Origin of the sequence: Serratia sp. CY76391 (genome assembly GCF_052166695.1) — a bacterium.
Taxonomy (GTDB): Bacteria; Pseudomonadota; Gammaproteobacteria; order Enterobacterales; family Enterobacteriaceae; genus Serratia; species Serratia nematodiphila.
Map to the genome: position 1 here is coordinate 63595 of NZ_JBJNOJ010000004.1, position 22709 is coordinate 86303.

At 58.5% G+C, this 22709-nt stretch carries 17 protein-coding genes; 16 read left to right on the forward strand and 1 reads right to left on the reverse strand.

All coding sequences use genetic code 11. The annotated features are described in order from the left end of the window. The first annotated feature begins 1 nt into the window (after position 1). The 13 genes from tssF to ACJ8PN_RS08775 all read left to right on the forward strand — a co-directional run bounded on the left by tssF (position 2) and on the right by ACJ8PN_RS08775 (position 19418). Positions 2-1843 (forward strand): type VI secretion system baseplate subunit TssF, encoded by a 1842-nt coding sequence (tssF, locus tag ACJ8PN_RS08715; protein WP_004935363.1) that lies wholly within the window; start codon positions 2-4, stop codon positions 1841-1843. Then, positions 1836-2864, forward strand: a complete 1029-nt coding sequence (gene tssG, locus ACJ8PN_RS08720; protein ID WP_171454329.1) for a type VI secretion system baseplate subunit TssG — start codon at positions 1836-1838, stop codon at positions 2862-2864. The genes tssF and tssG overlap by 8 nt, the downstream gene beginning before the upstream one ends. Positions 2865-2880: 16 nt before the next feature. Then, positions 2881-5466 carry a type VI secretion system ATPase TssH gene (gene tssH / locus ACJ8PN_RS08725; RefSeq protein WP_103687201.1) on the forward strand — a complete coding sequence of 862 codons (2586 nt, stop codon included), beginning with the start codon at positions 2881-2883 and terminating at the stop codon, positions 5464-5466. Between the two features lie 64 nt (positions 5467-5530). Further along, entirely contained in the window at positions 5531-7792 is a 2262-nt protein-coding gene (gene vgrG / locus ACJ8PN_RS08730; RefSeq protein ID WP_004935351.1) for a type VI secretion system tip protein VgrG, read from the forward strand. Positions 7793-7804: 12 nt separating this feature from the next. Then, positions 7805-10030 (forward strand): DUF2169 family type VI secretion system accessory protein, encoded by a 2226-nt coding sequence (locus ACJ8PN_RS08735; RefSeq protein ID WP_351106352.1) that lies wholly within the window; start codon positions 7805-7807, stop codon positions 10028-10030. Continuing rightward, entirely contained in the window at positions 10020-11174 is a 1155-nt protein-coding gene (locus tag ACJ8PN_RS08740) for a pentapeptide repeat-containing protein (protein ID WP_351106349.1), read from the forward strand. Before ACJ8PN_RS08735 ends, ACJ8PN_RS08740 begins: the two co-directional genes overlap by 11 nt. Then, positions 11167-11781 (forward strand): DUF3540 domain-containing protein, encoded by a 615-nt coding sequence (locus ACJ8PN_RS08745; RefSeq protein ID WP_004935341.1) that lies wholly within the window; start codon positions 11167-11169, stop codon positions 11779-11781. Before ACJ8PN_RS08740 ends, ACJ8PN_RS08745 begins: the two co-directional genes overlap by 8 nt. Before the next feature lie 5 nt (positions 11782-11786). Continuing rightward, a complete protein-coding gene (locus ACJ8PN_RS08750; protein ID WP_094142884.1) occupies positions 11787-12152 on the forward strand; it encodes a PAAR-like domain-containing protein in 366 nt (121 codons plus the stop codon). Positions 12153-12161: 9 nt separating this feature from the next. Then, the gene (locus ACJ8PN_RS08755) at positions 12162-12668 is read left to right on the forward strand and encodes a type VI secretion lipoprotein TssJ (RefSeq protein ID WP_351106345.1); all 507 of its coding nucleotides are present in this window, start codon (positions 12162-12164) and stop codon (positions 12666-12668) included. A 1-nt stretch (position 12669) separates the two neighbouring features. Further along, complete coding sequence (gene tssK / locus ACJ8PN_RS08760) at positions 12670-14028, forward strand: type VI secretion system baseplate subunit TssK (protein ID WP_033632660.1); 1359 nt, start codon at positions 12670-12672, stop codon at positions 14026-14028. After that, entirely contained in the window at positions 14025-15524 is a 1500-nt protein-coding gene (icmH, locus tag ACJ8PN_RS08765) for a type IVB secretion system protein IcmH/DotU (RefSeq protein WP_442534826.1), read from the forward strand. Before tssK ends, icmH begins: the two co-directional genes overlap by 4 nt. 35 nt (positions 15525-15559) lie before the next feature. Next, entirely contained in the window at positions 15560-19039 is a 3480-nt protein-coding gene (tssM, locus tag ACJ8PN_RS08770) for a type VI secretion system membrane subunit TssM (RefSeq protein WP_004935326.1), read from the forward strand. 25 nt (positions 19040-19064) lie between these two features. Next, a complete protein-coding gene (locus ACJ8PN_RS08775) occupies positions 19065-19418 on the forward strand; it encodes a DUF6277 family protein (protein WP_004935323.1) in 354 nt (117 codons plus the stop codon). 266 nt (positions 19419-19684) lie between these two features. On the opposite strand, the gene ACJ8PN_RS08780 is transcribed toward ACJ8PN_RS08775, so the two are convergent. Next, the gene (locus ACJ8PN_RS08780; RefSeq protein WP_004935320.1) at positions 19685-19912 is read right to left on the reverse strand and encodes a hypothetical protein; all 228 of its coding nucleotides are present in this window, start codon (positions 19910-19912) and stop codon (positions 19685-19687) included. A gap of 245 nt (positions 19913-20157) precedes the next feature. Between ACJ8PN_RS08780 and ACJ8PN_RS08785 the strand changes: the two genes are divergently transcribed. The 3 genes from ACJ8PN_RS08785 to ACJ8PN_RS08795 all read left to right on the forward strand — a co-directional run bounded on the left by ACJ8PN_RS08785 (position 20158) and on the right by ACJ8PN_RS08795 (position 22706). Beyond that, complete coding sequence (locus tag ACJ8PN_RS08785) at positions 20158-20448, forward strand: hypothetical protein (protein ID WP_004935318.1); 291 nt, start codon at positions 20158-20160, stop codon at positions 20446-20448. A 704-nt stretch (positions 20449-21152) separates the two neighbouring features. Next, the gene (locus tag ACJ8PN_RS08790) at positions 21153-21728 is read left to right on the forward strand and encodes a helix-turn-helix transcriptional regulator (RefSeq protein WP_131164894.1); all 576 of its coding nucleotides are present in this window, start codon (positions 21153-21155) and stop codon (positions 21726-21728) included. A gap of 108 nt (positions 21729-21836) precedes the next feature. Beyond that, complete coding sequence (locus ACJ8PN_RS08795) at positions 21837-22706, forward strand: hypothetical protein (protein WP_171454325.1); 870 nt, start codon at positions 21837-21839, stop codon at positions 22704-22706. Positions 22707-22709: the final 3 nt, after the last annotated feature.

Consider the following 22709-nt stretch of genomic DNA (forward strand, 5'->3'; position numbering starts at 1 on the left):
TATGTTCAGTGAGCGCTTTCTCCAATTATATAATGATGAGCTGCGTTATTTTCGCGAGGCGGGTCGTCAGTTCGCCTCTTCTCATCCCCAGGTCGCCCAGCATTTAGGCATGCATATCGACGGCGTGCTGGATCCTTTCGTTGAGCGTCTGTTGGAGGGTTCCGCGTTCCTTTGCACCCGTATCCAGGAAAAGCTGAACAATGAGCAGCCGGAATTTGCCCTGCAAATGCTCTCACGCCTGGCGCCGCTGTGGTATACGCCGGTTCCCGCGATCGCCACCGTCGCGATTAAGCCCGATCTCTCTTTTCCCCAGTGGCACAGCCAGGTTGACCTGCCGCGCGGGAGCCGCATGACCCTCAACGATATCTCGCTGAACAACAAACCCGCCACGTTCACCACGGCGCGGCATATTAAAGTGCAGCCGGTTGAGATTTCACTGGCGGAATGCGAGATTTTGCCGCCGCACCATTTGCCTGACGGCGCCGCCAGACACATGCAGGATTGCTCGGCCTACGTCAGGATATGCCTGACGACGCACGGCGTGCTTCCCGTCTCGGAGCTGGATCTCGAGCCGCTGCATCTGACGCTGGCGGAAGATACGGTGCGGGCCAATCAACTGCTGGCCGCGTTGCTTAATCGCACCTTGCGCATCGTGCTATGGGCGAAAAGCGACGACCGGCCAATCGTCAAAGTCCTGCCGCCGGACAGCTTGCGCCTGGGAGGCGTCAGCGATGAAGAGGCCTTGTTGCCCACCGTGGTGGGGGAATTGCCCGGCAACCGGCTGATGCGTGAATACTTCGCTGCGCCAAGCCGCTTCTTCAGCCTGGAGCTGCATGGCGTGCAGGATTTTCTGCGCCAATGTGAACGCGTTCACGAGTTCGAGATCTTGTTCGCGCTGGAACAACGCCCACTCACTCTGATCGGTCGCGTCAACGCCAGGGATTTTCATCTTTTCGCGACCCCGGTCATCAACCTGTATCGCCGCCATTGCTCGCCGGTGCTGCTGACGGACGAGCGCACGGAGCACCAGCTGGTGGTCGATCGTTTGAACACCTCGCTGTATGAGATACACAGCGTAAAACAGGTGAAAGGCATGCTGCCCGACGGCAACCCGGTGATTTTCTCTTCGCTGCAGGCCGACGTGCAGTACGACTGCGAGCGGGAGCCGGCCGGTTATACGCTGCACCGTCGTCGGGAACCGTCGCCCTCCAAGTACAACAATCCGCACCTGCCCAACGAAGATACCTTCATCGCCATCTCGCCGGGCAAAAGCGGCATCGACATCGACGACATCACGTCGCTCAGCGTCGAGGCGCTGGTATGCGAACGGCATCTGGTGCCGGCGCACCTTCAGCAGCCGCATTTCCAGCTGGAAACGGCGATGCCGATCCACCAGGTGGAGATCGTCCGCTACCCGAGCAACCCGGTCGCGGTGCCGAACATCAGCCAGGCGTGGCAGGCGATTCAGATGCTGGCCTCCAATCCTCTGCGCCATGCGCGCCCCGACGTTCAGGATTGTTCGGCGCTGTTGCGCGACTGGCTGTCGTTGTTCTGCCATCAGGATGACTCCAGCCAGCGCAAGCGCATCGCCAGCATCAAAAACGCCTGGGTGGAGCACCACTTCGAGCGCAATCAGGGGCCGGGGCCGCTGGCCTGGATCCGCGGGGCCGAGATCGCCGTCAACTTAAGCGCCAACCATCATGCCGACCACGGCGCCTATCTGTTCGGCAAAATATTGCACCACGCGTTGAGTCAATACGGCGACCTGAACCAAACGTTAAGCATGAAGCTGTTGCTGGATGGGGAAACCCACGCCGACTGGGGGGCGCTCTACTATGGCTGATATGTCGTTGATGCGTGAAACGGCGCTCTCGTTGGAACAGGCGCCAACGCCGGGGGCGCAAAGCGAAAGCGCGGGCCGGGCCGAAATCCGCGGGCTGTCCAATCGACAGGATTTTTTCGAGCTGCTGCGGCGTATCGAACGCGCGCAGCCGGATGCGCCGCGGCTCGGCGTCTCCAACGATCGCAGCCGCGAAAGGCTCTGCATTACCCAGCCGGCGGATATGGCGTTCGCTTCGCGTGAAATCGCCTCTATCGTGCAGCACCCTAAGCAAGTGCTGATTCAGGCGCGGCATTTCGGCATGTTCGCCCCCTACGGCCCGCTGCCGATCCATGTGACCGAGCACGCGCGCACCGAAGTCATCGCCAGACGCAACCAGGCGTTCCAGCAGTTCGTCGGCATCGTCAGCCAGCGCTTCGCCGTATTGCACTACCGGGCCTGGGCGCAGCTGAAGGCGATGATCGGCCATGAGCATGACGATGACAAAAACCCGTTCTTGCGCCATTTGCGCCAGACGGTGGGCGTCGATACGGCGCTGACGGTGAACCCGCATATCCAGCGCCTGCGCGAGGCGTATCCCGGCACTTATCTGCCCGGCCGCCGCTCGCTGCGGCAGCTCAACAAGATGTTGGCGGCCTATTTCGCCGTTCCCATCACGATTACGCCGCGCTACGCCAAGTGGATCGACGACGGCAAGCAAAGCGGCAGCCAAAAGCTGGGCAAGTTGGGCAGCACGCGCATCGGCAGCCGCTTTTTCGATGCCCAGTACGGCGCGCATATTCAGATCGGCCCGCTGGGGGCTCCGCAGTATCAGCAGTATCAGCGCGGCAGCCGGCGGCTGCAGGCGCTGGTGAGCATCTGTCATGACTTTACGAGCCATCAGCTGATGCTGGACGTCAGCCTGCTGATCGCCACGGAGCCGGGCATGGCGGCGCAGCTGGGCGGCAAGTCGCTGAGTAAAGACAGCTGGCTGAAACCTAAGACAGGGACGTTTAGGCAGCTGGTTTATCAATCAACAACTTAATATAAGGAAATTTAAGGTGTATCAACGAGAACGTCTTTTTTCGCGATTGGGCCACTTTGCCTATCAGTCGTTCGTCGAAGCGACCAAGCTGTGCCGAACCTTCAGGCACGAATACGTGGAGCTGGAACACTGGCTGAAAGTCCTGGTGGACAAGGAACGCGGCGACTTGCCGCTGATCCTGGCGCACTACGCCATCAACAGTCAGCGCATCAGCGATGCGTTGGATCGCATTCTGCATACCTTGCCGAACCGCACGAATGCGGTGGTGGATCTGTCGACGCAACTGGAAACGGTGGTGGAAAGAGGGCTGCTGATGAGCCAGCTCGCCGAAACGCCGTCCGGCGGGGTGCGCACCATTCATATCCTGGTCGGCATTCTGCAGGATCCCACGTTGCAGCGCAGCCTGTACCGGCTGAGCGACGAGTTCAAAAAACTGCCGATCCCGCAGCTGTTCGACGATTATCCGGCGATTCTGGCGGAGTCCGTCGAGCATGAGGAAGAGGAAGAAGAGGTCTACAGCACCCACGGCGATGCGCCGGAGGCGTCCGAGACGGTCGATATTCTCGATAAATGGTGCGCCGATCTGACCCGCCAGGCGCGCGACGGTGAAATCGACCCGGTGATTGGCCGCGAAGCGGAGCTGCGCCAGGTGATCGACATCTTGCTGCGTCGCCGGCAGAACAACCCGATTTTGGTGGGTGAAGCCGGGGTCGGCAAAACGGCGGTGGCGGAAGCGCTGGCCTGCAAGATTGCCCAGGGGCAGGTGCCGCCGCTGCTGCAGGGCGCCCGGCTGCTGTCTTTGGATCTGGGGCGCATGCAGGCCGGGGCGAGCATGAGGGGCGAATTCGAATCGCGCCTGAAAGCGCTGATCGACGCCATCGCGCATTCGGCGGTGCCGGTGATCCTGTTTTGCGACGAGGCGCATACGCTGGTGGGCGCCGGCGGTCAGGCCGGCACCGGCGACGCCGTCAACCTGTTGAAACCGATGTTGGCCAGGGGGGCGCTGCGCATGGTGGCGGCGACGACCTGGTCGGAATACAAACAGTTCATCGAGCCGGACGCCGCGCTGACGCGCCGTTTCCAGTACGTGTTGGTTTCTGAACCCGACGAAGAGAATGCGGTGAACATGATGCGCGCCATCGCCCCGCATTTTGCGCAGCACCACAGCGTCAAGATCCGCGAGTCGGCGCTGCAGGCAGCGGTGCATTTGTCGCTGCGCCATCTGCCGTCGCGGCAACTGCCGGACAAAGCCATCAGCTTGCTGGACACCGCCTGCGCGCGGGTGGCGCTGAGCCAGCATGCGCTGCCTGAAAAAATCGAGTCGCTCGAGGCCGGGTTGGCGGTGAAGCGCACCGAAATGAACGGCCTGCAGGAGGAGAGCAAATTCGACGATCTGGCGCTCAGCCGCATCACTGAATTGCAGCAGACCCTCAGCGACATGGAAGGCGAACTGGCTGCGCTGCGTCAGCGGCAGGCGCAGGAGCAACAGGCGGTCACCACCTTGCTCGACGCGGAGCGGCAGTCGCCGGAGCGCTTGCCGCAGTTGGCCTCCGAGCTGGGAGCCCTGCAAGACGGCGGTCTGCCGTTGGTGTATCCGTGGGTGGATGACCGCGTCGTGGCGGAGGTGTTGTCGGATTGGACCGGTATCCCCACCGGCCGCATGCTGCAAAGCGATCTGGACAATGCGCTCAATCTCAATCAACTGCTGAGCCGCCAGATATTCGGCCAGCAGACGGCGATCGATGAAATCGCGCAGGCGGTGCGCATCTCCCGCGCCGGCATTCAGGCGCACGATCGGCCATTGGGCGTTTTCATGCTGTCCGGCCCGAGCGGCGTCGGCAAAACGGAGACCGCGTTTGCGCTGGCGGAGGCGATGTACGGCGGCGCGCATAACCTGATCGTCTTCAATATGAGCGAGTTTCAGGAATCGCATACCGTTTCCACCCTGAAAGGGGCGCCGCCGGGCTATGTCGGCTACGGCAAGGGCGGCAAGTTGACGGAGGCGGTGCGCCGCAAACCTTATTCCATCGTCTTGCTCGACGAATTCGACAAGGCGCATCCCGATATCCACGAGGCGTTTTATCAAGTCTTCGACAAGGGCGTGATGGAAGACGGTGAGGGCCGCATGATCAGCTTCCGCCAGTGTTTCATTTTAATGACGAGCAATATCGGCGCCGGCGAAATAGAAGCGACGCTGGCGGAAACGCCGGATCTGAAAACCGAAGCGCTGCGGCCGATGCTGCACGACGTGCTGGCGCGCTTCTTCCCGGCGGCGCTGTTGGCGCGCATGAACGTCATTCCCTACGTGCCGCTTTCTACCGAAGCGATAACCCATATCGCCACCAAACAGATTTCGCGTTTACAACAGCGTTTGCACAAAGAAGTGGGCGTGTCGCTGGTGCTGGAAGGCGATATTCCAGGCTGGATAGCCAAACGCATCAGCGCCCATCCTTCGCGCGGCAGAGCGGTCGAGTCGCTGCTGCAGCAGGCGATTTTGCCGCCCATCAGCAATGAAGTGCTGCAGCGCAAACGGACGGGACAGGAACTGCAGAATATCCAACTCATGGTCGAGAACGATAGTTTAAGTGTTTATTTCGACTGATTTTTAATTTGCCGCCGGCCCGTAAACGCGGGGCGGGGTTCGATATCGGATCAGAGAGGTTGTTATGCCTTTAATCGAAATTGATAACCCGGTGTTAGCCGAATTAAATGCGTTTCCACTCAGCTTCACCACCAAAGAAGGGTTGTCGAGCAACTCGCAATATACGCTCGAATTTGAATGTGAACAGGCGGACGTTGATTATGAATCTCTGCTGGGGCAAGGGATCAGCATTCAAATAGAAAGGCCGGATTTCGGCGCGCGGCCGTTTTACGCTTACGTGATCGGCGCCTCCGATTCGGGGCAGCATCAGGATAAGTTCGTTTATAAGCTGGAGCTGAGCACCTGGCTGTGGTTTTTGATGCAGAACCGCAACAGCCGCATTTTCCAGGATTTGAACGTGCTCGACATCATCGAGCAAATCTTCTCGCGCTACGGTTTTGCCGACTACCGTCTGGATATTCAAGGCACTTATCCGACGCGTGAATATTGCGTGCAGTTTTCCGAAACGGATTTCGCGTTTATCAGCCGCCTGCTGGAAGACGAAGGCATCTGGTATTACTTCGATCACGCCGAGGATAAACACACGCTGGTGATCACCGACCGGCAGAATTTCGACGATCTGGATTTCGGTTACGCCGTGTTGCCGTTCATGCCGGACAGCGAAGAAAACCGCGCCATCCGCGAAGGGATCCAGCGCATCCAGCGCTCCCGCAAAGTGCGCCCGAATGAAATCGTGCTGCGCGACTTCGACTTCCAGAACCCGCGCAAGAACCTGCAAACCAAGGTGGAAGAGAGCCGCCTCGGCCTGCAGAACACCCCGTTGGAATGGTACGACTACGCGGCGGGTTATGTGGATACCGAACGCGGTGAAAACCTGGCGCGGCTGCGCCTTGAAGAAATGCAAAGCGACGGCCATCTGCTGTTTGGCGAGAGCAACGCCGTCGGGCTGATGGCCGGCAAGGATTTCTCCTTGATTTTGCACCCGGACGCCAACCGCAACCGCCGTTTCAAGCTGACTCGCTGCGACTATGTGTTCGTGCAAGACGGCCCGGACAGCAGCAGCGACGGCCGCAACGTCACCTGCCGTTTCAATGCGTTGAACGATGACGTGCCGTTCCGCCCGCTGCGCGAAACGCCAAAGCCGCAGATGCCGGGTATCCAGAGCGCCACCGTGGTCGGCGCGCCCAACTCCGAAGTGCATACCGACAAATTTGCGCGCATCCGCGTGCATTTCCACTGGGATCGCTACAAAACCACCGAGGAAGACAGCTCTTGCTGGATCCGCGTGGTGCAGGCCTGGGCGGGGAAAGGCTGGGGCGTGATCGCCATGCCGCGCGTCGGTCAGGAAGTGCTGGTGACCTATGTCGACGGCGATCTCGATCGTCCGATGGTGACCGGGATTGTGTATAACGGCGACAACCCGCCGCCTTATCAGTTGCCTGAATACATCAACTACTCGGGCATGGTGTCGCGTTCGCTGCGCTTCGGCAAGCCGCAGCATGCCAGCCAGTTGACCTTCGATGACAACCGCAACAACGAACGCGTCATGCTGCATGCCGAACGCGATCTGCAAACCACGGTGGAGCGCAACCAGGCCACCGAGGTGGGAATGGACAAGTTTGACATCATCCGCCGCACCTTTACGGACTGGTTCACCAACCACGTCTCTTACAAGGATTACGTCTTCAGCATTACCGGGTTTGACGCCTCGATTAAAGGCGTCAGCGCGTCGATGACCGGCGTCAGCCTCACCGCCACCGGGGTCAGCACCTCGTTCACCGGCGTCAGCACCTCGTTCACCGGCGTGAGCACGTCATTTACCGGCGTGAGCACTTCGTTCACCGGGCTGAGCACGTCGTTTACCGGGCAGAGCACCAGCTGCACCGGCGTATCAAACTCGATGACCGGCGAAAGCAACTCCTTCACCAGCATCAGCAACAGCATGACCGGCGAAAGTAACAGCTACACCACGGTCAGCACCAGCCAGACCGGCAGCAGCACCAGCTTTACCGGCGTCAGCGTCAGCACCACCGGATCGTCGACCAGCACCACCGGCTGCAGCATCAGCACTACCGGATCGTCGACCAGCACCACCGGCTGCAGCATCAGCACCACCGGCAGCAGCGTGAGCACCACCGGCAGCAGCGTCGGCACCACCGGCAGCAGCGTCAGCAGCACCGGCAGCAGCGTCAGCAATACCGGCAGCAGCGTCAGCAATACCGGCAGCAGCACCAGCACGACAGGGGTGTCGATCAGCTATACCGGCGCGTCACTGTCCGAGACCGGCGTCGATTTGAAAAAAGTCGGGATGCAAAGCAAAAACTAACGAGGCGCGGCAATGAGAATCATACGGCCACAGCAATTGGTGGCGATTAAAGGAAGTTACCAGATCGGGACAGACAGCCGGCTCGGCATCAGCGTCGTGGCCGGGTGCTACCTGTCCCGGCCTGAACACTTCGTGAACGAAGCCGAAATCTGGGAGGCGTGGAAGCGCGTGCCGCTCAGCCTGCCGATATTGGATGTTGCCGAGCCGAAGCCGTTCGCCGAATACCTGATCGCCGGCCATGCCGGCATCGGTCAGCCGGTGAAAACGCTGAATGTCAGCGCCGACATCGGCGGGCTGAAGCGCCGTTGGCGGGTCGAGGGCGAGGGACGGCGCGGCGCGATGGAGGTGGAACCCTTCCTCAGCGTGCCGCTGGATCACACCTCCGCCTGGGGCGGCAAAGACAACAAGGAGAACCCGTTTGGCCGCGGATGCAATGACGGGCTGCGGCCGCTGCTGATGACGCTGTCCGCCGAGGGGACCGCGCAGGAGCGCTCTCCGCTGGCGGCGCCGGCGCCGGTGCCGCACGAGTTTGCGCTGCGCAAGGCGCACATCGATAAGGTGGCGGGCCAGATCGCTGGCAAAGCCTATCTCGAGACGGTATTCCCCGGGCTGCCGGCCAATATCGATCGGCGTTATTTCCAGATGGCGCCGCCGGCGCAGTGGTTGCCGGAAGCGGCGTGGCCGGATCGGGTGCCCTTCGAGCTGCAGGGCGTCGGCGCGCAAAGCGAGGCGATTCGCGGCGAGCTGCCGGCGGTGCGCGGACGGGCGTTCATCCGCCGTCACGATAGCGACAGCCTTGAGGAAATCGAGCTGCAGCGCAAAACGCTGTGGTTCCTGCCCGACAGCGACATCGCTTTGCTTATCTTCACCGGCAATGCGCCGTTGACGCATCTGCTGGACGAGTCCATCGAGTCCGTCATGCTGGCGTTGGATCGCTGCGATGCGCCGCGCTCGTTCGACTATTTCCAACAGGTATTCCGCAAGCGCAGCGACGATGACGCCTCGCCCTTTGAGTTTCTGTTCGATCCGGATCTGATGCCGGCGGAGATGGGGTTGAACGTCATCCAGGCGGTGTCGGATCACCCCAGCGACTTGCGTTACGATCCGTCGCCCACCTCTCTGGGCGATTCCGCCGTGTTCTATCGACGCATCCGCGAGGCGATCGCCTTGCACCAGCAACAAACGGCGGCGGAGCCCGCTTCCGTGACGCTGCCCGATTTGCCGGATCTTCCCGCCGAAGACGGCAATGACGCGTTTTTCCCCGATAGCGCGACCGTGGAAGGAAAGACCTTCAGCGGTTTGCGCTGCGAGGCGCTGTCGGGCAGGCATTTTCTGCAGTGCCGCTTTGAGCGCTGCGATTTCTCGCAGGCTTCTTTTGAGAACTGCACCTTCGAAAACTGCGTTTTTGATGGGGTCAACCTGACGCAGGCGGCGCTGCGCCAGATCCGCATGATCTCGTGCACGCTGCAAAAGCCGTTGCTGGCGGAAAGCGTGTGGCAAGAGGCGGTCTTCGAACGGGTGACGCTGGCGGAGCCTCAGGGGCAAGGGCTGCGCGCCGACCACGTGAAGCTGGATAACTGCGTTTTCGAGCGGGGCGATTTCACCGCGAGCCGCTTTGAACACGCGGCGATCGGCAACGGCATGTTTAATGGCGCGACGCTGATCCGCGCGCAGTTTCTGCAAGGCGAGCTGGACGCGTGCGTGTTTAACCGCTGCCTCGCCGAAGAGGCGGTTGCGCTGGAGATGACGCTCACCAAAAACTCGTTCCTTGGCGGCAACTGGCGCGGCGTACGCTTCGAACGTTGCCGCGTCGAGAGCCTGACGGCGGGCATGCAGGCGAACTTTTCCCACGCCGTGTTCAGCGATAGCTGTTTCACCAAAGTGGGATTGAAAGCGGCGCGCATGGAGAGGTGCCAACTGCTGTACAGCGTTTTCACCGAATGCAACTTTGACGAGGCCGATCTGACGGCCTGCGCGATCGCCGGCTGCGATCTGGCCGGCGTGCGGTTTAAAGACAGCCTGTTGACGCACTCACGTTGGCAAAACAGCAGCGCTCAGCAAGGCCTGTTTTATAACGCCGATCTGCGCGATGCGGCATTTGACCAGTGCAATCTGGCGGCGGCGCATCTGGCGATGACCTGGCAGGACGCCGGCACGCGGTTCAGCGGTTGTCTGCTGGAGCGCGCGTGTTGGGTGCCGCGCAGAATCATTCATGGGGACTATGCGCATGAAAACTGAAAGCCGCGTGATTCAACAGGCGCTGCCTGACCGAGAGGCGATCGAACTGGAGGTCGCCCAGGCGGTGGCGCAGACGCCGCCCATGCCGCGGATCTTCAAGAAACGCCGGTTCCACGATCGCGAGTTGAAAGGGTTGACGCTGAGCGACTGCTTTTTCATCGACTGTCATTTCGAACGCGTCACGTTTGAAGGCTGTGATTTGCGGGCGGTGCGCTTTGAGGGCTGCACCCTGCAGCAAGTCAACGTGGTCGGTGGCAGCCTGATGAGCCTGTCGTTCAACGAATGCCGGTTTGAGAACCTGACGCTGCAACAGGGGCTGCTGTGCAATTTGGCGTGCAACGACACCGCGCTGCAGGGGTGTTACGTCGGCGATTGTCTGCTGGATGACTGCGGTTTGATCCGGTGCGAGGTCAACGGCGCGGAAATTGAACGCAGTAGCCTGGGGCATCTGGCGGTGCAGTCCAGCACCCTGACCAACCTGATGTTTCATCAGGACGTGATACAGGACGCCAACTGGTACGCCTGCCAACTTAGGCAGTGCCTGTGGCAGGCGTCGACCCTGGATCGTCAGGTGATGGGCAGTTGTCAGCTGGAGACGTGCAGCTGGCAGACGATCGCGGGGCAGGCGCGCATCTGGTTCACCTGCCGCCTGTCGGGCTGCACTTTGGCGCAGCTACAGCTGCAGGGCGCCAGTTTTCACCGCAGCGAGCTGGAGGCGTGTTCGTTCGCCGACAGCGATCTGACCTCGGCGATCTTCGCTGAAGCGCAGGCGCTGCGCTGCGATTTCGAACGCGCGACGCTGACCCTGGCGCAGGGGCAGAAGGCCCGGTTCAGCGAATGCGCGATGGGCGGCGCCAACTGGGGGCGCGCCATCCTGACGCAAGCGGAATTCAGGGCGTGCGATCTGGCGTTAGCCAATCTTGAGCAGGCCGAACTGCGGGAAGCGAACCTGATCGAACAGCCGTTGACCGCCGCTCAGCAACAGAGCGCTCGCCTGCATGGCGCGCAGCGTCATCGCGCCGAAAACGTGCCGCTTACCGCCGATCCGTTCTTGAGTGCGATCGACGCCTGGTATGCGCATCAACAACCGGGGCCGCGGCAACCGTCGTATCAACGGCCAACAGGAGTAAGCAGATATGTATAAATCCAGAAGAGAGCATCAGAAGGTCTATGCCAACGCCAGGGTGACACCTTTGCAGTTGGTGCGCAGCGCTCCGCTTCCCGAACAAGGGGGGCGCAAGGTGGTGACGCTGGCGGCCGACGCCAACGGCAGTCTGTATGTCGACGGCATGCGCGCCCATTGTCTGGCGGTCGCCACCAGCTGCCTGGTTCAGCCGCTAGCGGGCGATCGTGTTTGCGTCATCGCCGACGGCGACAAGTTGGTCATCACCGAGATCTTGTCGCGGCAACAGGCGAACGCCGTCATGACGCTGGACAGCCGCTGCGCCAACTTGCGCATCGTGGCGCCGGAGATCGAGCTGCAGGGCGGCAAGCGGCTGACGCTGCGCAGCCCGCACTTCACGCTGCTGACGCGCAGCAGCCGTTGGGTGGCCGAAACGCTGCACCAAATCTCTCAACGCCTGTTTGTGCGCAGCAAGCACGCGAGCCGGCGGGTGGAGGAAACCGACGAGGTGCTGGCGAAGCACATCATTCAGGATGCGCGGCAATCCCTCGTCATCAACAGTGAAATTGGTTCCCTGAAGTCTTCGGCAGTGCTGAAGATCGACGGCGGCCAGATACATATGGGGTAACCATTATGACCGCAGCCAATACCAACGCGGGCGGGATCGGCTTGGCAAGCTGTGACCCGATGATTCCGGCGCCGGGCCCGAACACCTCGCCCAACAACACCGGCATACCGAACGTGCCTAACTATTTCATTTGCGGCGGCAATGAACAAAATCTCGGCACCGTTCGCGTGGCCACCATCGATTCGGGCGGGGTGATCGGCGCCGCCTCGGGAACGCATTCGGCCCAGGCGCAGCCGGTGCAGGGATCGGGCAAGTATTTCTCCGGCGGCATGCCGGTCACGCGGTTGGGTGATTCCAGCACGACAAACAATAACAACATGGTCGCCACTCAGGTCGCGCCGAGCCAGACCAAATGTTTTGTTAATGCGTAGGAGTTCAACATGGTGAAGACGCTTCGGGGAGTCGCGGCAGGGGGATTGTTGGCGGTGGGGATGCTCGGCGGATGCAGCTGGTTTTCTCACGACGAGGCAGCGGACGCGGGGCGTCGGTTGCGGTTTATCGACGTCGAAGTGACCGCCAACGACAACGTAAACCCCAATGCGGCCGGCGAGGCGCAACCGGTCAAGGTATGCGTGATAGAAACCAATCGCTCGGGGTGGATGCCCGACGGGATTGGCGATGGCGCCCCTTGTCGCGAGACGGCGCCGTCGGAAGGGGCGCTGAGCCGGCACCAGAGCATTTTGCAACCGAGGGAGACGTTGCGATATCGCTTTGAGGTGCCGGCGGGGCAAGAGCGATGGGTCGTCGTCGGAGCGGAGTTTCAGCAAATCAGCGGCGTGTTGCCGCTCGCCGAGCAAAAGTCCCCCGCGCAGGCTGATTCGCAAATGAAGGTGATGGTGGGGATGACGTCACTCAGCATAGTGACTAACGACAAAATGGATGAATGACATGTTACCTAAACAACGCGTCGCCTGGGTAGAAGGCATGTTGATGGAACCGCAGCATTTCCAGCAGCAGGAACGTTTTTTCGAGCACTTGATTGAAGCGCGCTTGCGCAGCGTCGAAACCTTCACCTGGGGGTTCCTGACGCTGGAGATCGACAACGGGCTATTGGAACAGGGCAAGTTTGCGCTGAAGAAAGCCAAGGGCGTTTTCCCCGACGGCACGGCGTTCAGCATGCCCGAGGATATTCCGCTGCCGCCGCCGCTGGTGCTGGGAGAAGGCTGCCAGGGGAAAGTGGTGTGCCTGTCCGTGCTGATGGACATCGCCGGCAATGCCCAGATCGATCTTATCCAGGATGCGCGAAAAAGCAGCCGTTTTCGCACCATGGACGCCGAGGTGCCGGATCGCAACCACGGCGTCAGCCTGGAAGGGACCCCGCGCGTGTGCACGATGCAACTGGGCAGCCTGGTGACGCGGCTGAGCCTGGAGGACGCGGTCAGCAGCGCGGAAAGCGTGCTGCCGGTCGGTTTCGTGCGCGAGATCACCAGCGATCGTCGGGTGCTGCTGGATGAGCGCGCCTTGCCGCCGATGCTGGATTTCCGCGCCATCGGCTGGCTGCCCGCTTTCACCACCGAATTGCTTGGGCTGATCAGCCAGCGTCTGGAGTCGGTTTTCCGCCCGGACGTGCATATGACGATCGGCGGGCTTTCCGAGCTGCTGGAACTGCTGTTGCTGCAAACCTTGAGCGAGTTCAATTTGCGCATCAGCCAACTGCTGGCCAGCCCGCAGGTGCATCCTGAAACCCTGTTCGACACGTTGCTGAGCCTGCTGGGGCGGCTCAGCATCATTCCCGGCGGCGAACGCCTCTGGGATCGGGCCGACTTGGTGTATCTGCACGATGAGCCGCACAACTGCTACTTCCAGCTGTTCGCCTCGATTCGCCGCGCGCTGTCGCTGGTGATCGAAGCGCCGGCGGTGGCGTTGCCGTTTGTCGATCGCGGCGACAGCATTTATCTGTGCCCGAACGACTCGCAGCTGCGCCTGGAAAAACTGGTGTTCGCCGTCAGCTGCGGTTTGTCCATCGAGCATCTGCGCTCGTATTTCCCCGCGCAGGTCAAACTGGGGCCGGTCGAGAAAATCATTCAGCTGATCGATCTGCAATTACCGGGCGCTCGCTTGTTGCCGATGGCTTCGCCGCCGCGGCACATACCGTATTACCCGAACAGCATCTATTTCGAGGTTGATCATGCCGACCCGATTTATAAGGAAATGATGGCCGGCTCGGCGATGGCGCTCAGCATCGTGGGTGATTTCCCCGACCTGCGTTTTGACGTCTGGGGATTAAGGCAAGGGAGGGTGGGATGAACGAATTCGAGAGAAAAATACGTGAGGCGATGGCGGTAACGCGCAACAACGCGACGCCGCGCCTTCCCGCGTCCGGCTCGGTGGGCAAAACGACGGCGGAGATCGCCGCGCTGTCCTTCGGCGCGCGGGCGCTGGCCGCCAAGCTGCGGCCGGGAAGCGCCGGGGTGGTGACGTCCCCCGAACCCAAGCCTTATGAAGCGGAAAGCGTTGCGCCGGAAAGCAGCGAGCCCGCGCCGGCCGAGGCGGCGCCGACCTCGAGCGGGCTGTTTGGCCGCGCCGCGCTGAGCAAGCCCGGCGTGATGATGGGTCATTGGGACAACCCGTTGATCGCCGCCGCCATCCCGGTTCTGCTGCAGGTGGAGCGGGTGCGCGATCAGAAACAGCTGAACCCGGGCGCGGTGCGCGCGCAGATCGTGCGCGAGATCCAACAGTTTCAGCAGACGCTGCTGGCGGATCACATCGCGCCGAGCGATGTGGACAAGCTGGCCTATCTGCTGTGCTCCTACGTGGATGAGTGCTGCATGAGCACGCTCGAATCCGGCGAACTGAATCTCAGCCTGCTGGTGGAGTTTTATCGTGACGCCTGGGGCGGGGAAAAGTGCTTCGAGCACCTGCAGGTCTATCTGGCCGCCTCGCCGCGCAACAAGGAGATCCTGGCGTTTTACGATCTGATCCTGTCGCTGGGCTTCGAAGGGCAATATCACGTGATGGAACGCGGCGCGGTGCTGTTGGCCGACGTGCGCAACCGTCTTGACGGCTATCTGTACAGCCAGAACCCGACGCAGACGCTGGCCGATGCCGAGCCGAGCAAAGTGGTGCGCAAGGCGACCCGCATCACGCCGCTGAAGCTGCTGTGCTACGGCCTGGCCATCGCGCTGCTGGCGTATGCCTCGGCCGCCTGGTATCTGCACGATCAGTCCCGCGCGCTGCGCAACGCCATTTTGGCCTGGACGCCGCCGCAGCCGCGCAAAATCAACATCATGGAGACGCTGCCGCAGCCGCTGCCGCAAATCCTCAGCGAAGGGTGGCTGGAGGTGCGCGCCGATCCGCGCGGCTGGCTGTTGATCTTCACCTCTGACGGCGCGTTCGCCACCGGGCAGTCGAAGCTGTCGGAAGAGTTTAAAAAGAAACGCAACATCGAGCGTTTGGGGGAAGCGCTGGCGCCGTGGCCGGGCGATCTGGAGGTCATCGGGCATACCGACAACAAACCGTATCGCAACACCTCCAACAACTCCAACCTGAAACTGTCCGAGGCGCGCGCGCAGACGGTGGCCGACAAGCTGCGCGAATCCTTGGCCAACAGTAAATACAACCGCACCGTGACCTCGGTCGGCAAGGGCGATCAGGAGCCGCTGGACGACAACGCGACGGAAGAAGGGCGCCGCCGCAACCGCCGCGTGGACATCCTTTGGAAAATCGGCGAGAGGGAGATGGCTTCACCGTCTGCAACGTTAAATCAGGCAGGGGTAGCCGCCGAGGTCCCCGAGGATAACTAAGACATCCGCCGGCGTAGAGATAATAAGGAAATTATATGATACGTAGATCATTCATATTGGTGATTGCCTTGCTGCTGTGTGCGGTGGTGTGGTGGATTGGGCCGTTGATCGCCATCGGCACCTATCGGCCGCTGTTGTCGGTCTGGGTCAGGGGCATCATCATCGCGCTGATCCTGTGCTGGGCGCTGTGGCCTTTCGTGGCGACGTTCTTATCCTGGGTGTTCCGCCACGCGCGAGCGCCGGCTCCGGCCAAACGCAAGACCGCCCAGCGAGATCGCGTGACCTCGCGCTTTTACGACGCCTTGCGCACCTTGCAGTACGTCGGCACGGCGAAGCAGCGCACTCCCTGGCAGCGCTTCAAATACCGCCTGACGCGCCGTTACGTCAGCGAAAAGCCGTGGTTTCTGGTCATCGGGCCGCCGGGCAGCGGCAAAACCTCGCTGATCGGCGAAAGCGGCGAACGCTTCTTGCTGGCCGAGCACTATGGCCTGCAGCAGACGGTGGACGTCGGGCCGACCCAGGATTGCAACTGGTGGCTGGCGGAGAATTCGGTGTATGTCGACACCTCCGGCGAATGGCTGCAGTTGAACGGCCTGGGAGAAGAGGGCGCCAGGGCGCGCGACACCCTGTTCAAACTGATCCGCCGCCATCGCCGCCATCCGGGCATCGACGGCATCATGCTGTGTCTGGATGCGCGTTGGTTGCTGCACGCCTCGCTGACGGAGAGAAAGTCGGTCGCCGACGCGCTGCGCGTGCGCCTGCTGGAGATGGCCTCGTGGTTCCGCAGCGAGCTGCCGGTCTATCTCACCATCAGCCACCTCGATCAACTGGTCGGCGGCGAGACCTTCCTGTCCATGCTGGGCGACGATCTGTTGCAAAAAGGCATGGGCTTCAGCCTGAACCGCGCCGAACAGGGAGAAACCCCCTTCGAGCAGTATGAAACCCTCTACCGGGAGATGGTGGCGCGCGTCAGCCATCACGTGCTCGAACTGTTGCACGATGCGCCGGACGGCCAAAACCGCCAGCAGCTGCTGTTCTTCACCGAGTCGCTGGGGTCGCTGGGCAACCCGCTGTATTCCCTGTTAGAGCAGATCTTTCCGCAAACGCCGGTGGGCTACGCCTGCCATCTGCAGCAGGTGTGGCTGGGCAGCACCATCGCCTTGCCGCCGCAGGGGGCGATCTACAACGCGGAAGCGGCAGATATCTATGAAGCTCGCCCGACCGGGCGCATTTATCACCCGGAGCTGGATTACGCCCGGCAAGAACGCGGGGTGATGCAGCAGTCTTCGCACGCCAGGCCGCTCGGCAGCCGCATGAGCTCCCTGGGCCGCTATGTGCTGGTGCTCATTCTGTTGGCGGTCTCGTTTAACCTGCTGGCGATGCGTTACCTGTGGGAGAGCGATTACATCTCCTACATTGCGGCGCGCTTCGATGAGACAAAGCGCATCGTGCGCGAAATTCCGGTGACTAACCGCGTCAGCGACGATGTCATTTCCGCCTATGAGCAGCTGGGGTACATGAACGCGCAATTGGGCGGCGAAGTGTCGCCGGTGCCGAATCCCTATTTCGAGCACAAGCTGATCAACAGCGCGGCGCAAAAAACCTACCAACGCCATTTGCTGCAGATCTTCTGGCCGGCGGTGGAAAACTATATCGCTGACGAACTCAAGAATGACGTCTCGGCGTCCAACAAGGACGTCTACGGCACCCTGAAAGTGTACCTGATGATGGGCGAACCCTCGCATCGCTCCGCCGAAGCCTTGGTCGACTGGTTCATGGCGCGCTGGGAAACCTTTATGCCGCAGGGGTACACCGATATGAACAAAGGCATCTTCGCTTACCATCTGCGGGAGATGTTCTCTTTGCCGGACGCGCCGGTCATGAAGATGAACGGCGATCTGCTGCGCCTGGCGCGGGTGAAAGCGATGAACATTCCGATGCAGGTGCGGGTGGTGCGCCGCATCGAAGAGAAACCGCTGCCGGCGGCGATCAACGATATTTCGTTGGCCGACGCCGCCGGGCCGAACGTCTCCTTGATGCTGCGCCGCAAGAGCCAGGCGACGGTCACCGATACCGCCGTGCCGGGGTTCTATACCCGCGCCAGCTATCGCGACGTTTTCCTGGCGCAGCTCGATGACGCCGCCAAGGACATGATCGAAGAAGAGTCCTGGGTACTGCGCGACAGTGGGGAAGGGAAAAACGCGGTGAACTCGCTGGCCTCGGCGCAGAAGCTGGCCGACGAGGCGAGGAAGCTTTACCTCATCGAGTATGCCGACAAATGGGATGCGTTCATGCGCGACGTGCGCGCCCGGCCGGTCAACGGGCTTGAGGATGCGGCGATCCTGGCGCGTCAACTGTCCGACCCTTCTTCTCCGCTGGCCAATCTGGTGCGCTTCGCCGCACGCGAAACCAGCATGACCGGCACCAACCAGGGCGATGCGGCAAGCTGGTTCGATCGCCAGCGCAACCGCATCGAGCAGCAGCGGCGCGACATCCTGGGCGAGATTTCCGGCGAGCGCGCGCGTTTTCGTCTCACGCCGGAGCGCGCGGTGGAAGATCGCTTCGAGCTGCTGCGCCGTCTGGGCTATCAGCTGTTGCAGACCACCAACGCCAGCAACGATCCGCTGAGCCGCAGTTTCGAAGCGCTGTACAGCCAGTTGACCACCTTGTCCACCTCGCTGCGCGGCGGCCAGGTGGTGCCCGCCGGAGGCACGCTGAAGCGCCTGCAGCTGGATGCGGCGCGCCAGCCGGAACCGGTGCGCAGCGTGATGATGGATCTGTTGCAGGTCGGGGACAGCCAGACGATTCAGCAAAGCCAGAAGAACCTGAGCAAAGGCGCTTCGTCGCTGGCCTCCGGCTTGTGCAAGAGCAGCATCAGCGGGCGTTACCCGTTCTCGCGCAACGCCAGAGCGGAGGTCGGCATCGAGGACTTCTCGCGCATGTTTGGCCAAAGCGGCGCGATGCAGCAGTTCTTCGATGAGAACCTGGCCCCTTATGTGGACGTCAACGCGCAGAAATGGAATGCCAAACCGGGTTCAGAGGGGATCGTCAATGCCAGCACGCTGGGCGCGTTTGAGAATGCCCGCCTGATCCGCGATACCTTCTTCACCGCCGGCGACAAGCTGTCCTTCTCCATGTTCATCAGGCCGTTGTCCCTGACGCCGACCATTACGGAAGCGACCCTGGATATCGACGGGCAGGTGATTAACTACAGCCATGGTTTCAGCCAGCCTACCCGTATCGATTGGCCGGGCCCGAAAGGCGGCAGCTATGTTCGACTCACCTTCCGCACTGGCACCGGCCAGATCCAGGTCGCCAGTTTTGACGGACCCTGGGCCTTGTTCCGGATGTTCGACGCCAGCAATCCCGTGCCGCTCGCCAGCGACAGGCGAGAGCTGACGATGTCGATGTCGTCGGTGGTGGGCGTGCTCAAACTGGAATTGCGCTCGACGATGAAAGATTTCCCACTTTGGTCACGGGCGTTGCGAGGATTCTCGTGCCCGAAAGCGATGTAAACACAACCGTAAAGAGGTGATAAACATGTTAGATCCAGCCAAAATTTTAGAAACCATGAAGGCCGGCGGCAATTTGGGCACTAACTCCCAATCGTCGCTGAGTCAACCGTTTATGCAAGGCGTCAGCAATATTCAAATGTCGGGGCCGGATGCGGCCAAGTCGGTCATGAGTAACGTGACAAAATCTTGCGATGATATGTTCGGCAATATGAAGGGCATTTTTAATGGTCTGCAATCAAATGTGAACGCACACCAAAAAATGCAAACGGGCGAGCAGCCGAAAGATTTTAATGTTTCCATGGACGATCTTCGCCCGGCGATTGCGAAAGGGTTCCCGCACGAAATGGCGGACTTCTTTTCCAAAGTGCCGAAACTGTAATCAACAACTCGATGGATAAAATACCGGGAGGTGGAAATGCCTCCCGGTATTCACAAGGAGTGGTGCGATGATCTATGACTGGATGCTTAAAAACGCCAATAAACGCATGGGTTTTTTCATCATAGTGATACCCAGCTTGTTTTTTTGGATAATGGTTTTTCTGACCTTATCTATTTTTTGATTCTTTGATGTAAAAAAAAGCACCCGCGAAGGTGCTTAAAATGAAACGAATTAAAAAAATAGGAAGGGATGATTATGAATTGTTATTACAGTTTAGAGATGATCTGCAATCCGCTGGAAATCAGCGCATCGACAGCCAGACCAATACCTTTACCGATGGTGCCGACAACGGTTTTGGCATCCGGGTTAACACCGGCAATCGCGGAAATGGTATCAATACCTGTACCTACCGCACTGCCAATCAGTGTGCCTACGTCACCAAAAAAACCAGCACCGTTAACTTGTTCAATTTCTACTGCGGATAGTTCTTTCATGATTGAAACTCCTTTTTCAGTTAGCCCTTTACTTCAGGCCATTTAATTATTGCAAATCAGGTCATTTTTTCAATAAAACTCGCGCTGTTTTTTTATACTATTGTGTTTTTTGTTAGATTGATTTTGCATCGTTAGATTATATATTGCCGAAGCCTGGATTGTTATATCTCACTCGCCTTGAACGGTGGCGGTTTTATGAGGTTATTATTTTAAATCGGAATGATATATACCAGAAGGGAGACCTTATGAAGGTATTGACGACGCCGGAAAGACCTTTCCGGTATGATGAGCTTGCGGATAAAATTATCCGCGAGGCCAGGAGCCGCTTGGGGTGCGCCGTTTTGCGGTTTTTAGACTGCATGATCCTGGGTTATGGCCCGCCGGTGATAGTCTTTGATATCTATAATAATCACGGTAAGTTGCAAACGTTCAAAGTCATTCTTCCTCTTGGGAGCGACAAGCAGCTAAAAAAAGATCACCTCGGGTTGGTTTCCTGTCTGGAGGCCAAAAAGCTGATGAGGATCAAAAAAATATAATTCATCCCGCTCGTCAACGATGCCGCATTATCTTTCTGCGCTGCGCATCACTCCTGAAAAATCTTTACTCCTACCAGGCATTTCTTGCGCGGGCGGCCGATGGGTTCGCCTTCTTCTTTTTTGTTGCCGTCTACATGAAAGGGCGGGAATCACTTACTGCCATAAAGTGTAGCTTTTTTTTATGCAATTTTTTTACAATAAAATGAATATGGTTATACTCTGTTTAATAGGGTCTGCGATGACCCTGCCGCCTCGGACGAAAAAAGCATTATCCTGCCTTTATCATAAGTAAATTCCTAATGCATAAACGGATTCTCTTAACAATCAATGCCGCGCAATGTTATGTTCTATATTATGTGTTTTTTCGATATTTATCTGGATATATTGCGCTCTTGGAGTAAAATTAACGTATCAGAGCAAAATCTTAGCACCGTGATGCTGATGGCAATGATGCCTTATAAATATATCTTACGATAACAATTTCCCTTGCGAAGCGCGGCAGCTTACCGCGTCTTGCTTTTGTATGCTCTCCAGGGCAGATGATTTATATAACCCTATATAAAATGCACTTTTGCGAGGCATGGTCTTTTTTGCTTCGCCTATAACGCTTTTTTATTAAAAAGCACGTTAAAACAAAAAATAATCACAGCAATGATATTGCAGTAAGGAGAGTGAGCAAGCGTAGTCAAAAGGGAGGTTTGTTAATGGAGCGCGTCAATATCGCTATTGTGGATAAAAATCAATTCTTCAAGCTGGGGTTGAGTCTTGCCTTGCAAGAAGGTTTTCTCACGAATGGCATTAAGGCCAAGATCACGGGAGAAGAACGTGCCAACATCATATTCAGGGCGCCGGACAAGCGGGTGTCCATAAATTTTTGCCATACCCAGCTTTTGCAGGGCAACTTTTCTTCTATTCCGCTCTATTTTTCAATATTGGAGCATAAAAAGACATTCCCTAAAATTCATTGCAATTTGGAAGCCGGAAGTATTACGCGCAAAGACAGCGTGGCGGCGATCGTGGACAAGGTCATGTTCTGCTATCGCAAGAAAAATAGTTTTGTTTCAAGCTATTGCCCGCGTTGTCGTACCCAGTTGACCTTTAGCGAGGGGAAAGTGTGCCGTTTGATCCATTTGGGCTATTCACAAAACCAAACGGCGATGTTGCTCGGCATCAGCCCGAAAACGGTGAGTATTCATAAACGTTCGGCCATGAGAAAACTGAACATCGATAATAATATTGAATTCTTGCGCTGGTTAAAAATGCACAGCGACTCTTGTTAATCAGGGAAAGGAAGCGAACGGTCCGGCGCCGTATTATCAGCGGCGCTGAGCGGTTATCTTTTATTGATTTCCGCCTAGCATGGAATCGGTTTTATAGGGAGATAAAACATGGCTGTCTTTGTGAGGGAAGCGGTTTCTCATAATCATTTCAAATTATTGCAGGAGCTTTATGGCAGAGATTTGGGCGGGGAGCGTTTCCTGCACTGGAAGCATTTGCTCGATCCGCATTGTGGGGCGCCGATGGAAAAAACGGGCATATTTTACAAGGATCAAGAACGTTATCTCGGGATGTTTGTATCCAGTTTTTATCCTTTTAAAATCAATGAATTGTCTTTTAATGTCAATATGCTTGGCGATCTTGGGATCCACCGTAAGGTCAAATCTTCTACCGTCTTGAAAGACTTTTTCCTGCAGGCTAAGCGTTCGGATGTGGCGGCGGATATCTGCTTTTCCGATGACAGGAAGATCAGGGTTTATGAAAAGATTTTCAGAAAGTATTTAACCACCAATACGCAAATCTATCCCTTCGTCGAATTAACCTTAAAGCCTGATAAGTTTATGGCCTTTCGTTTTACCGAGGGCGGCCAAGCGCGGCAGGCCAGTTTTATCAATAATCTGGGGCGAGAAAAAGATCATCGCGCATTTGAATATATTGAAAAACATCCTCTGTATCATAAAATTCATTATATCAATAAAGGCAATCTCTACGCTGTGATTGGCTGTTCCAGTGAGTGTGCCGAACTTTTGGATATTTCCAATCCTTCCAGGGAGTGTTTTTCCTGGGCCATCGGCGTTTGTCGGCACCTGCATAGCCGTTGCAAAGTGATGATCCCTATTGGTTTTTACAAGTCGATTTGCGCTCAGGCGGCGGAGGTCATTGCAGAAAAGCGCATCAACATGCTGATCGGTTATTACTCAGAAAAGATAAGCGAGCTGATGCCGAAAGAGGTTTGGGTATGCCGCATGGATCGCCGTTAAGCA

What these genes read in the sequence shown, in the direction of transcription:
- vgrG (WP_004935351.1), top strand. Translation starts at nt 5,531, where the DNA reads ATGCCTTTAATCGAAATTGATAACCCGGTGTTAGCCGAATTAAATGCG.
- icmH (WP_442534826.1), top strand. Translation starts at nt 14,025, where the DNA reads ATGAACGAATTCGAGAGAAAAATACGTGAGGCGATGGCGGTAACGCGC.
- tssF (WP_004935363.1), top strand. Translation starts at nt 2, where the DNA reads ATGTTCAGTGAGCGCTTTCTCCAATTATATAATGATGAGCTGCGTTAT.
- ACJ8PN_RS08740 (WP_351106349.1), top strand. Translation starts at nt 10,020, where the DNA reads ATGAAAACTGAAAGCCGCGTGATTCAACAGGCGCTGCCTGACCGAGAG.
- tssM (WP_004935326.1), top strand. Translation starts at nt 15,560, where the DNA reads ATGATACGTAGATCATTCATATTGGTGATTGCCTTGCTGCTGTGTGCG.
- ACJ8PN_RS08790 (WP_131164894.1), top strand. Translation starts at nt 21,153, where the DNA reads ATGGAGCGCGTCAATATCGCTATTGTGGATAAAAATCAATTCTTCAAG.
- ACJ8PN_RS08775 (WP_004935323.1), top strand. Translation starts at nt 19,065, where the DNA reads ATGTTAGATCCAGCCAAAATTTTAGAAACCATGAAGGCCGGCGGCAAT.
- tssK (WP_033632660.1), top strand. Translation starts at nt 12,670, where the DNA reads ATGTTACCTAAACAACGCGTCGCCTGGGTAGAAGGCATGTTGATGGAA.
- ACJ8PN_RS08735 (WP_351106352.1), top strand. Translation starts at nt 7,805, where the DNA reads ATGAGAATCATACGGCCACAGCAATTGGTGGCGATTAAAGGAAGTTAC.
- ACJ8PN_RS08745 (WP_004935341.1), top strand. Translation starts at nt 11,167, where the DNA reads ATGTATAAATCCAGAAGAGAGCATCAGAAGGTCTATGCCAACGCCAGG.
- ACJ8PN_RS08780 (WP_004935320.1), bottom strand. Translation starts at nt 19,912, where the DNA reads ATGAAAGAACTATCCGCAGTAGAAATTGAACAAGTTAACGGTGCTGGT.
- tssG (WP_171454329.1), top strand. Translation starts at nt 1,836, where the DNA reads ATGGCTGATATGTCGTTGATGCGTGAAACGGCGCTCTCGTTGGAACAG.
- ACJ8PN_RS08755 (WP_351106345.1), top strand. Translation starts at nt 12,162, where the DNA reads ATGGTGAAGACGCTTCGGGGAGTCGCGGCAGGGGGATTGTTGGCGGTG.
- ACJ8PN_RS08795 (WP_171454325.1), top strand. Translation starts at nt 21,837, where the DNA reads ATGGCTGTCTTTGTGAGGGAAGCGGTTTCTCATAATCATTTCAAATTA.
- ACJ8PN_RS08750 (WP_094142884.1), top strand. Translation starts at nt 11,787, where the DNA reads ATGACCGCAGCCAATACCAACGCGGGCGGGATCGGCTTGGCAAGCTGT.
- ACJ8PN_RS08785 (WP_004935318.1), top strand. Translation starts at nt 20,158, where the DNA reads ATGAAGGTATTGACGACGCCGGAAAGACCTTTCCGGTATGATGAGCTT.